The sequence below is a fragment of the Limnobacter sp. genome, assembly GCF_043511195.1.
Lineage (GTDB): Bacteria > Pseudomonadota > Gammaproteobacteria > Burkholderiales > Burkholderiaceae_B > Limnobacter.
This window is the reverse complement of record NZ_CP121330.1, coordinates 306,849-320,861: the sequence shown is the minus strand read 5'-3', so window position 1 is coordinate 320,861 and position 14,013 is coordinate 306,849. Positions and strand designations below refer to the sequence as shown.

8 protein-coding genes are annotated in these 14,013 nt (G+C 51.7%); all 8 read left to right on the top strand.

Annotated features, from left to right (window positions below):
• Positions 1-120: 120 nt before the first annotated feature.
• Positions 121-4,143 (top strand): DNA-directed RNA polymerase subunit beta, encoded by a 4,023-nt coding sequence (gene rpoB, locus P0D43_RS01585; protein WP_394673074.1) that lies wholly within the window; start codon positions 121-123, stop codon positions 4,141-4,143.
• A gap of 23 nt (positions 4,144-4,166) precedes the next feature.
• Positions 4,167-8,396, top strand: a complete 4,230-nt coding sequence (rpoC, locus tag P0D43_RS01580; RefSeq protein ID WP_394673073.1) for a DNA-directed RNA polymerase subunit beta' — start codon at positions 4,167-4,169, stop codon at positions 8,394-8,396.
• A gap of 143 nt (positions 8,397-8,539) precedes the next feature.
• The gene (rpsL, locus tag P0D43_RS01575) at positions 8,540-8,926 is read left to right on the top strand and encodes a 30S ribosomal protein S12 (protein WP_394673072.1); all 387 of its coding nucleotides are present in this window, start codon (positions 8,540-8,542) and stop codon (positions 8,924-8,926) included.
• Positions 8,927-9,038: 112 nt separating this feature from the next.
• On the top strand, positions 9,039-9,509 hold the full coding sequence (gene rpsG, locus P0D43_RS01570) for a 30S ribosomal protein S7 (RefSeq protein WP_008253357.1): 471 nt from the start codon (positions 9,039-9,041) through the stop codon (positions 9,507-9,509).
• 18 nt (positions 9,510-9,527) lie between these two features.
• Complete coding sequence (fusA, locus tag P0D43_RS01565; RefSeq protein WP_394673071.1) at positions 9,528-11,630, top strand: elongation factor G; 2,103 nt, start codon at positions 9,528-9,530, stop codon at positions 11,628-11,630.
• A 33-nt stretch (positions 11,631-11,663) separates the two neighbouring features.
• Positions 11,664-12,857, top strand: a complete 1,194-nt coding sequence (gene tuf, locus P0D43_RS01560; RefSeq protein ID WP_159569032.1) for an elongation factor Tu — start codon at positions 11,664-11,666, stop codon at positions 12,855-12,857.
• 99 nt (positions 12,858-12,956) lie between these two features.
• Positions 12,957-13,268, top strand: a complete 312-nt coding sequence (gene rpsJ, locus P0D43_RS01555; protein WP_008253393.1) for a 30S ribosomal protein S10 — start codon at positions 12,957-12,959, stop codon at positions 13,266-13,268.
• Positions 13,269-13,367: 99 nt separating this feature from the next.
• On the top strand, positions 13,368-14,012 hold the full coding sequence (gene rplC / locus P0D43_RS01550) for a 50S ribosomal protein L3 (RefSeq protein WP_159569031.1): 645 nt from the start codon (positions 13,368-13,370) through the stop codon (positions 14,010-14,012).
• The last annotated feature ends 1 nt before the right edge of the window (position 14,013 follow it).

The following is a 14,013-nucleotide window of genomic DNA, read 5'->3' as shown; positions in this document are numbered from 1 at the left end:
CCGGGGGTTTTTGCCTCCGGGCTTTTTGCGCTTGAAAAAGCGATTACAAACTAGAGTGTGTTAAGCCATGTGTAGAACACATGCATATCGCTTAATCCGCTCGACATCAGGACAGAAAATATGTCTTACTCTGCCACCGAGAAAAAACGCATACGCAAAAGCTTTGCGAAACGGCCTCCAGTTTTGGATGTACCGTATCTTCTCACCACTCAACTTGACTCTTACACTGACTTTCTTCAATTGGGTGTTTCCGTTGAAAAACGTGTGGAACAAGGGTTACAGGCAGCATTCCAGTCTGTATTTCCAATTGTTTCGCACAACGGTTACGCTCGCTTGGAGTTTGTGCAGTACGCACTGGGCGAACCCGCATTTGACGTCAAAGAATGTCAACAGCGTGGTCTGACCTTCTGCTCGCCACTGCGCGCCCGTGTGCGCTTGGTGCTTTTGGATCGTGAGGCCAGCAAGCCCACTGTGAAAGAAGTAAAAGAGCAGGAAGTGTATATGGGCGAATTGCCGCTCATGACACAAAACGGTTCTTTCGTGATTAACGGTACCGAGCGCGTGATCGTGTCTCAGTTGCACCGTTCCCCGGGCGTGTTCTTTGAGCACGATCGTGGCAAAACCCACAGTTCTGGCAAATTGCTGTTCTCGGCGCGAATTATTCCTTATCGCGGTTCATGGCTCGATTTCGAATTTGATCCGAAAGACGTGCTCTATTTCCGAGTCGACCGTCGTCGCAAGATGCCTGTCACGATTCTGCTCAAAGCCATTGGCATGAACAACGAGCAGATTCTCTCCTCCTTCTTTGACTTCGACCAGTTTGAAATCAAATCCGAAGGCGCGTCGATGGAGTTGATCACCTCCCGTTTGAAGGGTGAAGTGGCCAAGTTCGACATCGTTGACAAAGCTGGCAAGGCGCTGGTTCAGAAAGACAAGCGTATCAATGCCAAACACATTCGCGACATTGAAGCGGCTGGCCTGAAGAAAATTTCTGTGCCGGAAGATTTCCTGATTGGTCGCACTTTGGCCAAGAATATTGTTGATGGCAGTACTGGTGAAGTTGTTGCATCTGCCAACGACGAAATCACTGAAGAAATCATGGGCAAAATCCGTGACGCAGGTGTGAAAGTGGTCGAGACCATTTTCACCAACGAACTGGATCACGGTGCTTACATTTCGCAAACACTGCGCACTGATGAAACAGCGGATCAAACTGCTGCACGCGTCGCTATTTATCGCATGATGCGCCCAGGCGAGCCGCCCACAGAAGAAGCCGTTGAAATGTTGTTCAACCGTTTGTTCTACAGCGAAGACTCTTACGATTTGTCGCGCGTTGGTCGCATGAAGTTCAACCGTCGCGTGGGCCGTCCAGAAGTGGAAGGCGCCATGGTGCTGCAAGACAGTGACATCCTGGCTGTAATCAAGATTCTGGTTGATCTGCGTAACGGCAATGGCGAAATCGACGACATTGATCACTTGGGTAACCGCCGTGTTCGCTGTGTTGGTGAATTGGCTGAAAACCAGTTCCGTGCCGGTTTGGTGCGCGTTGAGCGAGCAGTGAAAGAGCGTCTGGGTCAGGCTGAAGCCGAAAACCTGATGCCGCACGACTTGATCAACTCCAAGCCAATTTCTGCTGCAATCAAAGAATTCTTTGGTTCCTCTCAGCTGTCGCAGTTTATGGACCAAACCAACCCGTTGTCCGAAATCACGCACAAGCGTCGTATCTCGGCATTAGGTCCAGGTGGTTTGACGCGTGAACGCGCTGGCTTTGAAGTACGAGACGTACACCCCACTCACTATGGTCGGGTTTGCCCTATTGAGACTCCTGAAGGTCCAAACATCGGTTTGATCAACTCTTTGTACCTGTCAGCCATTGAAGAAGGGCGCTTCGTAATCGCTCAGGCCAACGCGGAAATCGACGAGAAGAAGCGTTTGGTCGGCGACCTGGTTTCTTGTCGGGTTGCAGGCGAATTTGAATTGATGGATCCATCCGGCGTTGAGCTGATGGACGTTGCACCAGGGCAAATCGTGTCTGTTGCTGCATCACTCATTCCGTTCCTGGAGCACGACGATGCGAACCGCGCCTTGATGGGTGCCAACATGCAGCGTCAGGCTGTTCCATGTCTGCGTCCTGAAAAGCCGTTTGCAGGTACAGGCATCGAGCGCACTGTGGCCGTCGATTCGGGCACAGTAATCGTGGCCGACCACGGTGGTGTGGTCGACTATGTGGATGCAAACCGTATCGTGATTCGTGTGAACGACAACGAAGTCGAATCTGGCTCAGTGGGTGTAGATATTTACAACCTGACCAAGTACACACGATCAAACCAAAACACCAATATCAACCAGCGTCCGATCGTCAACAAGGGCGATATCATCGCCAAGGGTGATGTTATCGCTGACGGCGCGTCGACTGACCTTGGCGAGTTGGCCTTGGGTCAAAACATGCTGGTGGCGTTCATGCCCTGGAACGGTTACAACTTCGAAGATTCAATCTTGATCTCCGAGCGCGTGGTTGCCGAAGACCGCTATACATCGATTCACATCGAAGAGCTGTCAGTGGTTGCACGTGACACCAAGTTGGGTTCCGAAGAAATTACACGTGACATTTCCAACCTGTCCGAAGCCCAATTGTCTCGCCTCGATGAGTCAGGCATTGTGTACATTGGCGCAGAAGTTCAGGCTGGCGACGTGATGGTCGGTAAGGTAACGCCAAAAGGCGAAACCCAGCTGACCCCGGAAGAAAAATTGCTGCGTGCCATTTTCGGTGAAAAAGCCTCTGACGTGAAAGACACGTCCCTGCGCGTGCCTTCCGGCATGACAGGTACCGTGATCGACGTTCAGGTCTTCACACGTGAAGGCATTGTGCGCGACAAGCGTGCCCAATCCATCATTGACGACGAATTGAAGCGCTATCGCCTCGATTTGAACGATCAAATGCGTATCGTTGAGGCGGATGCGTTCAGCCGTATCGAACGTTTCCTGATCGGCAAGGTTGCCAACGGTGGCCCAGCCAAGCTGGCCAAGGGCAGCAAAATTTCAGCGGAATACCTGAAAGAAGTGGATCACCATCACTGGTTCGATATTCGCCTTGCGGAAGAAGAAGCCGCAGGTCAGCTCGAAACACTGAAAAAGTCCATTGAAGACAAGCGTCATCAGTTCGATTTGGCTTTTGAAGAGAAGCGCAAGAAATTGACACAAGGTGACGAATTGCCACCAGGCGTTTTGAAAATGGTCAAGGTTTACCTGGCAGTCAAGCGTCGCTTGCAGCCCGGTGACAAAATGGCAGGCCGTCACGGTAACAAGGGTGTGGTCTCCAAGATCGTTCCCGTGGAAGACTTGCCGCACATGGCCGATGGCCGTCCCGTGGACATCGTGTTGAACCCCTTGGGTGTGCCTTCACGTATGAACGTGGGTCAAATTCTGGAAACTCACTTGGGCTGGGCAGCGAAAGGCATTGGTGATCGCATCAATGAAATGCTGCGTGAACAAAATGCCGTGGCACGCCTGCGTGAATATCTGCACAAGGTGTACAACGGCACTGGCACCACAGTTGATCTTGATTCCCTAACCGATATTGAAATTATCAATATGGGCAAGAATCTGACCAAGGGTATGCCATTCGCCACACCAGTATTTGACGGTGCGAACGAAGAAGACATTCTGGAAATGCTTCGTTTGGCTTACCCCGACGAAGATCCACGCATGCAAGCATTGGGCTTTAACGAGTCCAAGACCCAAGTGACCTTGTACGACGGCCGCACTGGTGATGCCTTCGACCGCAAGGTGACTGTTGGTTACAAGCACGTGCTGAAATTGCACCACTTGGTCGACGACAAGATGCACGCCCGTTCAACCGGACCTTACTCGCTGGTTACACAGCAGCCATTGGGCGGTAAAGCCCAGTTTGGTGGTCAGCGTTTCGGTGAGATGGAAGTGTGGGCTTTGGAAGCATATGGCGCATCGTACGTTCTGCAGGAAATGCTGACTGTGAAGTCAGACGACGTGAATGGTCGTACGAAGGTGTATGAGAATTTGGTCAAAGGTGATCACACGATCGATGCCGGTATGCCGGAATCTTTCAACGTACTCGTGAAAGAAATCCGCTCACTCGGTATTGATATTGATCTGGACCGTAATTGATCGGTCGCGACGGAGGTATTTAAATGAAAGCTTTATTAGATCTGTTTAAACAGGTCCAGCAAGACGAGCAGTTCGACGCAATCAAGATTGCGATCGCATCGCCCGACAAAATCCGTTCGTGGTCTTTCGGTGAAGTTAAAAAGCCAGAAACCATCAACTACCGCACCTTCAAGCCTGAGCGCGACGGTCTGTTTTGTGCCAAGATTTTTGGCCCAATCAAAGACTATGAATGCTTGTGCGGCAAGTACAAGCGATTGAAGCACCGTGGCGTGATCTGCGAGAAGTGTGGCGTTGAGGTTACATTGGCCAAAGTGCGTCGCGAACGCATGGGCCACATCGACCTGGCGTCACCCGTTGCACACATCTGGTTCCTGAAGTCCCTGCCGTCCCGTTTGGGTATGGTGCTGGACATGACCCTGCGGGACATCGAGCGCGTACTGTACTTCGAAGGTTTCGTGGTTGTTGAACCGGGCATGACTCCATTGAAGCGCGACCAGTTGTTGACCGAAGAAGATTACCTGGCCAAGCAAGAAGAATACGGCGACGATTTCGTGGCATTCATGGGTGCCGAAGGCATCAAGGAACTGTTGAAGTCAATTGACATTGACCGCGAAGTCACAACACTGCGCGAAGAATTGGGTACCACCAACTCTGAAGCCAAAATCAAGAAAATCGCCAAGCGCCTGAAGGTGCTGGAAGGTTTCCAGAAATCCGGTATCAAGCCTGAGTGGATGATTCTGGAAGTGTTGCCAGTGTTGCCACCTGACTTACGTCCTTTGGTTCCGTTGGATGGTGGTCGTTTTGCGACTTCAGATCTGAACGACTTATACCGTCGTGTTATCAACCGTAACAACCGCTTGAAGCGTCTGCTCGAATTGAACGCACCCGATATCATCGTGCGAAACGAAAAGCGCATGCTGCAGGAAGCGGTTGATTCGTTGCTCGACAACGGTCGTCGCGGAAAAGCCATGACAGGCGCCAACAAGCGTCCATTGAAGTCGTTGGCCGACATGATCAAAGGCAAGGGCGGTCGTTTCCGTCAAAACTTGCTGGGCAAGCGCGTGGACTACTCTGGTCGTTCCGTGATTGTGGTGGGCCCACAGCTGAAACTGCACCAGTGCGGTTTGCCCAAGCTGATGGCACTCGAGTTGTTCAAGCCCTTCATTTTCAATCGTTTGGAAGTGATGGGTATTGCAACCACCATCAAGCAGGCCAAGAAATTCGTTGAAAATCAGGAACCCATCGTTTGGGACATCCTGGAAGAAGTAATTCGCGAGCATCCGGTCATGCTGAACCGTGCGCCAACGCTGCACCGCTTGGGTATTCAGGCATTTGAGCCTGTGTTGATTGAAGGCAAGGCCATTCAGCTGCACCCATTGGTATGTACAGGGTTTAACGCCGACTTTGACGGTGACCAGATGGCGGTACACGTGCCTTTGTCTCTGGAAGCCCAGATCGAAGCACGTACCCTGATGCTGGCCTCCAACAACGTGCTGTTCCCAGCCAACGGTGATCCTTCAATTGTTCCTTCACAAGATATCGTGTTGGGTTTGTATTACACGACCCGCGACAAAGTGAACGGCAAGAACGAGGGCATCATGTTCTCTGACGTGGGCGAAGTAAACCGTGCCTACGACAACAAAGAAGTTGAGTTGGCCACCCGCGTGACTGTTCGCATCACCGAATACGACGTCAACAGGGAAACCGGCGAAAAGACATCCAAGCGCACACGCTACGAAACAACCGTGGGCCGTGCTTTGCTGTCTGAAATTCTGCCTCCAGGTCTGCCGTTCTCCTTCATCGACCGTCCTTTGAAGAAGAAAGAAATTTCCCGCTTGATCAACGCCTCTTTCCGTCGTTGTGGTCTGCGTGAAACCGTGATTTTTGCTGACAAATTGATGCAGTTCGGTTTCCGCATGGCAACTCGCGGCGGCATTTCGATTGCCATGGGCGACATGGTCGTTCCAGCGCAAAAGCAAGTGATCATCGCTGCGGCTGAAGCCGAAGTGAAAGAAATTCAGTCCCAGTACACCTCGGGTTTGGTAACTCAGGGCGAGCGTTACAACAAGGTCGTTGACATTTGGGGCCGTGCAGGCGACCAAGTGGGCAAGGCCATGATGGAACAGCTGGCGACCGAGCCAGTGATTGACCGCAACGGCAATGAAGTGCGTCAGGAATCGTTCAATGCGATTTACATGATGGCCGACTCCGGTGCCCGTGGTTCTGCTGCGCAGATTCGTCAGTTGGCGGGTATGCGTGGCCTGATGGCCAAACCTGACGGCTCCATCATTGAAACACCGATCATCGCGAACTTCCGCGAAGGTCTGAACGTGTTGCAGTATTTTATTTCAACCCACGGTGCGCGTAAGGGTCTGGCCGATACGGCATTGAAGACAGCGAACTCCGGTTACTTGACACGTCGTTTGGTTGACGTGACGCAAGACCTGGTTGTAGTCGAAGACGATTGCGGCACCACCAATGGCGTGGCCATGAAGGCCTTGGTTGAAGGCGGTGAAGTCATTGAAGCCCTGCGCGATCGTATTTTGGGTCGTGTTGTGGTGTCCGATGTGGTCAATCCTGAAACTCAGGAAACTGTGTTTGAAGTGGGCAAGTTGCTCGACGAAGACGCAGTTGAATTGATTGATCACTTGGGTATTGACGAAGTTCGCGTTCGCACTCCCTTGTCTTGCGACACGCGTTACGGTCTTTGTGCGAAGTGTTATGGCCGCGATCTGGGTCGTGGTTACCTGGTCAACAATGGTGAAGCTGTGGGTGTAATCGCCGCGCAGTCCATCGGTGAACCCGGTACTCAGTTGACCATGCGTACGTTCCACATCGGTGGCGCTGCTTCTCGCGCAGCCGTGGTGTCCAGCATTGAAGCCAAGTCAAACGGCGTGATCCGTTTCACGGCCACCATGCGCTACGTGACCAACGGCAAAGGCGAGCAAATCGTGATTTCCCGTTCAGGCGAAGTGTTGATCACCGATGACTTCGGTCGTGAGCGTGAACGTCACAAAGTACCTTACGGTGCCACGCTGGCCGTGCTCGACGGAAATCAGGTTAAGGCTGGCGCGATGTTGGCAACCTGGGATCCTTTGACTCGTCCGATCGTGACTGAATACGCAGGCAAGATCCGCTTCGAGAACATCGAGGAAGGCGCAACTGTTGCCAAACAGATCGACGATGTAACTGGTTTGTCCACTTTGGTGGTAATTGATGCCAAGCGTCGTACTGCTGGCAGCAAAGGTGAGCGTCCACAGGTTAAGTTGATTGATCCACAAGGCAATGAAGTGAAGATTGCCGGTTCCGATCATTCAGTGAATATCAGCTTCCCGGTAGGTGCACTGATTACCGTGCGCGACAATCAGGACGTGTTTGTGGGTGAAGTGCTGGCTCGTATTCCTCAGGAAAGCCAGAAGACTCGTGACATCACTGGTGGTCTCCCGCGTGTGGCTGAACTGTTTGAAGCCCGCTCGCCCAAAGATGCAGGCATGCTGGCCGAAGTCACGGGTACGGTTTCCTTCGGTAAGGACACCAAGGGCAAGCAGCGTTTGGTCATTACAGACCTCGACGGTGTATCACATGAATTCCTGATCCCCAAGGACAAGCACGTTCTGGTGCACGACGACCAGGTGGTGAACAAGGGCGAAAGCATCGTTGACGGCCCAGCCGATCCTCACGACATTTTGCGTTTGTTGGGCATCGAAGCCTTGGCCCGATACATCGTGGACGAAGTTCAGGATGTGTATCGCTTGCAAGGTGTGAAGATCAACGACAAGCACATTGAAGTGATTGTTCGTCAAATGTTGCGTCGCGTCATTGTGAGCGATGCGGGCGAAACTGGCTTCATCCCTGGTGAGCAGGTTGAGCGTTCCGAACTGTTGGATGCAAACGACAAAATGCGTAGCGAAAACAAACGCGAAGCTACCTACCAAAACATCTTGTTGGGTATTACCAAAGCGTCCTTGTCAACCGATTCGTTCATTTCGGCTGCTTCCTTCCAGGAAACAACCCGGGTATTGACCGAAGCGGCCATTATGGGCAAACGCGACGAATTGCGTGGTTTGAAAGAAAACGTGATTGTAGGTCGCTTGATCCCAGCCGGTACTGGTATGGCCTTCCACAAGGCACGCAAGGACAAAGAAGGGCGTGAGGCTGAAGAGCTGCGCCAGATGGAAGCCGAACATGACCCACGTGCGCAAGCCGAGGCCTTGTTCAATCTGCCAGCTTCAGAGGGTTCTGACGAAGCCTAAGTTGTTGACGGAAATATGAAAGGTGATGTTAAAACTTCACCTTCCTCATTGACCCGCGCTTGCGTTTTGGAATACAATCGCGGGCTAAATTGGCTGCGGGCACGCCCGTAGCCCTTTTGTTTTTTTTAACCGGAACTGGAACTATGCCAACCATTAATCAACTAGTGCGTAAACCACGCACCAGTGTGACCATGAAGAGCAAAAGCCCCGCGCTTGAGGATTGCCCTCAAAAACGTGGCGTGTGTACTCGTGTTTACACAACCACTCCTAAGAAACCGAACTCCGCGATGCGGAAAGTGGCCAAAGTTCGCCTGACCAACGGTTTCGAAGTGATCTCCTACATTGGTGGTGAAGGCCACAACCTGCAGGAACACTCAGTTGTGTTGATCCGTGGCGGTCGTGTGAAAGACTTGCCTGGTGTGCGTTATCACATCGTGCGTGGCTCACTTGACTTGCAAGGCGTTAAAGACCGTAAGCAGGCTCGCTCCAAGTATGGTTCGAAGCGTCCAAAAGCTGCTAAGGCCAAGTAAGTTTTTACATTGGTCAATTTAAAACCGCATTCCGTGCGGCACACATTTGGTGTGTCGAGTAAGCAGATGCATAAGTGGGATTGCCCACGCTGAAGATAAAGGAATAGTCAAGATGCCACGTCGTCGCGAAGTGCAGCGCAGAGAAGTGCTGCCAGATCCAAAGTTTCAAAGCACAGAAGTAGCCAAGTTCATGAACGTCATCATGTTGTCTGGCAAGAAAGCTGTTGCAGAACGTATTATTTATGGTGCTTTTGACAGCATCTCAACGAAAGCTGGTAAAGACCCACTCGAGGTGTTCAACGCCGCGATCAACAACGTAAAGCCTGTTGTTGAAGTGAAGTCTCGCCGCGTCGGTGGTGCGAACTACCAAGTTCCGGTGGAAGTTCGTCCCTCACGTCGTTTGGCCCTGGCCATGCGTTGGGTGCGTGAAGCAGCCAAGAAGCGTAGTGAAAAGTCGATGGACCTTCGCCTTGCAGGTGAACTGCTCGAGGCTGCTGAAGGTCGCGGTGGTGCGATGAAGAAGCGTGATGAAGTGCACCGCATGGCTGAAGCCAACAAAGCCTTCTCGCATTTCCGATTCTAAATTTAACTGGAGTAGCAAATGGCTCGTAAGACGCCCATTGAGCGATATCGCAACATTGGTATTTCCGCGCACATTGATGCCGGTAAAACCACAACGACTGAACGTATTTTGTTTTACACAGGCGTAAACCATAAAATTGGTGAAGTGCATAATGGCGCTGCTACTATGGACTGGATGGAACAAGAGCAAGAGCGCGGTATTACCATTACCTCTGCGGCTACTACCTGTTTCTGGAAAGGTATGGACAATTCCTACCCAGAACACCGCTTCAACATCATTGATACACCGGGGCACGTAGACTTCACGATTGAAGTTGAGCGGTCCATGCGTGTTCTGGATGGTGCTTGCATGGTGTACTGTGCGGTGGGTGGCGTTCAGCCCCAGTCCGAAACTGTTTGGCGTCAGGCCAATAAGTACAAGGTGCCTCGTTTGGCTTTCGTGAACAAGATGGACCGCACTGGCGCCAACTTCTTCAAGGTGGTTGAACAAATGCGTCTGCGCTTGCGGGCAAACCCAGTGCCAATCGTGATTCCAATCGGCTCGGAAGAAAAATTCCAGGGCGTGGTTGATCTGATCAAGATGAAGGCAATTTACTGGGATGAAGCATCCCAGGGCATGAAGTTTGATTACCGTGAAATTCCGGCAGAACTGAAAGCCGAAGCTGACAAGTGGCGCGAGCAGATGGTGGAAGCTGCGGCTGAAGCTTCTGAAGAGCTGATGAACAAGTACCTCGAAGGTGGTGACTTGTCAGAAGCTGAAATTATTCTGGGCATTCGCACCCGCACCATTTCGACTGAAATTCAGCCGATGTTGTGTGGTACGGCGTTCAAGAACAAGGGTGTTCAGCGCATGCTCGACGCCGTGATCGATTTCCTGCCATCACCAGTGGACATTCCACCAGTGTCTGGCACAGATGAAGATGAAGAGCCAATCGTTCGCCACGCCAACGACGAAGAAAAGCTGTCAGCCTTGGCATTTAAGCTGATGACTGACCCCTTCGTGGGCCAGCTGACATTCGTTCGAGTGTATTCCGGTGTGTTGAACAAGGGCGATTCTGTATACAACCCTGTGCGCGGCAAGAAAGAGCGTATCGGTCGTATTGTTCAGATGCATGCCAACAACCGCTTGGAAGTTGAAGAAATTCGTGCGGGTGACATTGCCGCTTGCGTAGGCTTGAAAGACGTGACGACCGGTGAAACCCTTTGTGACCCTTCGGCCATTATTACGCTGGAGCGCATGGTGTTCCCAGAGCCGGTGATTGCGCAGGCTGTGGAACCAAAAACCAAGACAGACCAAGAGAAAATGGGTATTGCCTTGGGTCGTTTGGCCGCAGAAGATCCTTCATTCCGTGTTCGCACCGATGAAGAGTCAGGTCAGACCATTATTGCTGGTATGGGCGAATTGCACCTCGAAATTATCGTGGACCGCATGAAGCGCGAATTCGGCGTGGAAGCCAACGTTGGCAAGCCTCAGGTTGCGTACCGCGAGACAATTCGCAACGTGGTCAAAGAAGTTGAGGGCAAGTTTGTTCGTCAGTCTGGCGGTCGCGGTCAGTACGGTCACGTTGTGTTGCGTGTTGAGCCAAACGAAGCAGGCAAAGGTTTCGAGTTCCTCGATGAGATCAAGGGTGGTGTGGTTCCTCGCGAATACATTCCTGCGGTTCAAAAAGGTATTGAAGAGTCTTTGAGCAATGGTGTGTTGGCTGGGTATCCGGTCGTTGACATCAAAGTTGCTTTGCACTTTGGTTCATACCACGATGTTGACTCGAACGAAACAGCGTTCAAGATCGCAGCTTCCATGGGTTTCAAGGAAGGTATGCGTCGTGCCAGCCCTGTGTTGCTAGAGCCTATGATGGCTGTTGAAGTTGAGTCGCCAGAAGATTACGCCGGCACAGTGATGGGCGACTTGTCCTCACGTCGTGGTGTGGTTCAAGGTATGGACGATATTCCTGGTGGCGGCAAGGCAATCAAGGCGGAAGTGCCATTGGCTGAGATGTTTGGTTATTCCACTACACTGCGTTCTTTGACGCAGGGTCGCGCAACGTACAGCATGGAATTCAAGCACTACAGTGAAGCACCGAAAAACGTAGCGGAAGCTGTGATCAGCGCCCGCGCCAAATAATTGAAATTAAAGAACTGAAAAGAGGTATTTGCAATGGCAAAAGAAAAGTTTGAGCGTAAGAAGCCACACGTAAACGTTGGAACGATTGGTCACGTGGACCATGGCAAGACAACATTGACGGCGGCGATCACAACAGTATTGGCGCGACTGAGCGGCCATGGTGAAGCCAAGGGCTACGACCAGATCGATGCGGCTCCGGAAGAAAAGGCGCGCGGCATTACGATTAACACGGCCCACGTTGAGTACGAGACAGAAACACGTCACTACGCACACGTGGATTGCCCAGGTCACGCCGACTACGTCAAGAACATGATTACTGGTGCAGCGCAGATGGACGGCGCAATTCTGGTGTGTTCAGCAGCCGACGGCCCCATGCCACAAACGCGTGAGCACATCTTGTTGGCTCGCCAGGTTGGCGTACCTTACATCATCGTGTTCCTGAACAAGTGCGACATGGTGGATGACGAAGAGTTGCTGGAGTTGGTTGAAATGGAAGTGCGCGAGCTACTTTCCAAGTACGACTTCCCAGGCGACGATGTGCCAATCGTAAAGGGTTCAGCCAAGCTGGCCCTGGAAGGTGACACAGGCGATTTGGGCGAAGGCGCAATCAAGCAGTTGGCAGCAGCGCTTGACAACTACATTCCAACACCCGAGCGCGCAATCGACGGCACCTTCCTGATGCCAATCGAAGATGTGTTCTCCATCTCTGGTCGTGGCACTGTAGTAACAGGCCGTATCGAGCGTGGTGTGGTGAAGGTTGGCGAAGAAATTGAAATCGTGGGTATCAAAGACACGGTCAAGACAATTTGCACGGGCGTGGAAATGTTCCGCAAGTTGTTGGATCAGGGTCAGGCGGGCGACAACGTTGGTGTGTTGCTGCGTGGTACCAAGCGTGAAGACGTGGAGCGTGGTCAAGTGTTGGCCAAGCCAGGTTCAATCAAGCCGCACACAGGGTTCAGCGCAGAAATTTACGTGTTGAGCAAAGAAGAGGGTGGTCGTCACACGCCATTCTTTAACAACTACCGTCCACAGTTCTATTTCCGTACAACCGACGTAACGGGCTCAATCAGCCTGCCCGAAGGCAAGGAAATGGTTCTTCCTGGCGACAACGTGTCGATCAATGTTGAATTGATTGCGCCAATCGCGATGGAAGAAGGTCTGCGTTTCGCGATTCGCGAAGGTGGCCGTACGGTAGGTGCTGGCGTAGTTGCCAAAATTACCAAGTAATACTTGGAATGCGCCCGCATCAGTCAACTGGTGCGGGCAATTTTGAGGTGAGCCGAAAGTAATGTTTGGTCACACTCATTTAGCTCTTTAGGAAAAACCATGAACAACCAAAAAATTCGTATTCGCTTGAAAGCTTTCGATTACAAACTGATTGATCAGTCTGCATTGGAAATTGTTGAAACAGCCAAGCGCACCGGTGCTGTCGTAAAGGGCCCCGTTCCTTTGCCTACCCGTATCAAGCGATTCGATATTCTGCGTTCGCCTCACGTGAACAAGTCTTCACGTGACCAGTTTGAAATCCGTACTCATCAGCGTTTGATGGACATCGTGGATCCTACAGACAAAACTGTAGACGCCTTGATGAAGCTGGATCTGCCGGCTGGTGTGGATGTTGAAATCAAGTTGCAATAAATTTAATTAACGCATATAATCTTTGGCTAACCTTTTCAAAAGGTTAGCTTTAGATAGAATTTAATCATTCGGCCAATCGTAGCCGAAATTGGAGAAATCATGAGTCTAGGCCTTATTGGTCGCAAGATCGGCATGATGCGCATCTTTACAGACGCGGGTGTTTCTATTCCTGTGACTGTTGTGGATGTGTCTTCTAACCGTGTTGCGCAGCTCAAAACACTCGAACAAGACGGCTACACAGCCGTTCAGCTTGCCTACGGGTCCAAGCGAGCCTCCCGCGTTGTCAAGGCGCAGGCTGGTCACTTTGCAGCAGCTTCTATTGAGGCGGCATCTTCCCTTGTTGAATTCCGTGTTGATACAGCCAAGCTTGCTGAATTGCAAGTCGGTTCTGCTGTGTCTGCTGAAATTTTCGCGCCAGGTCAAAAAGTTGACGTCAGTGGCGTAACGCAGGGTAAGGGCTTTAGTGGCGCTATTAAGCGTCACCACTTCAGCTCGCAGCGCGCGTCTCACGGTAACTCGATCTCGCACAATGCTCCTGGTTCAATCGGTATGGCTCAAGATCCGGGTCGAGTATTTCCTGGTAAGCGCATGGCCGGCCAGTTGGGTAACGTAAATCGCACCACCCAGAATCTGGAAGTGGTTCGTGTAGACGCCGAGCGTGGTCTGCTTTTGATTAAGGGCGCTGTGCCTGGATCAAAGGGTGGCCAATTGTTGGTTAAGCCAGCTGTCAAGGCAAAGGCGTAAG

Excerpts from the sequence above, each read along its gene's own strand:
- rpsG (WP_008253357.1), top strand. The coding sequence starts at position 9,039 with ATGCCACGTCGTCGCGAAGTGCAGCGCAGAGAAGTGCTGCCAGATCCA.
- rpsJ (WP_008253393.1), top strand. The coding sequence starts at position 12,957 with ATGAACAACCAAAAAATTCGTATTCGCTTGAAAGCTTTCGATTACAAA.
- rplC (WP_159569031.1), top strand. The coding sequence starts at position 13,368 with ATGAGTCTAGGCCTTATTGGTCGCAAGATCGGCATGATGCGCATCTTT.
- rpoB (WP_394673074.1), top strand. The coding sequence starts at position 121 with ATGTCTTACTCTGCCACCGAGAAAAAACGCATACGCAAAAGCTTTGCG.
- rpoC (WP_394673073.1), top strand. The coding sequence starts at position 4,167 with ATGAAAGCTTTATTAGATCTGTTTAAACAGGTCCAGCAAGACGAGCAG.
- fusA (WP_394673071.1), top strand. The coding sequence starts at position 9,528 with ATGGCTCGTAAGACGCCCATTGAGCGATATCGCAACATTGGTATTTCC.
- rpsL (WP_394673072.1), top strand. The coding sequence starts at position 8,540 with ATGCCAACCATTAATCAACTAGTGCGTAAACCACGCACCAGTGTGACC.
- tuf (WP_159569032.1), top strand. The coding sequence starts at position 11,664 with ATGGCAAAAGAAAAGTTTGAGCGTAAGAAGCCACACGTAAACGTTGGA.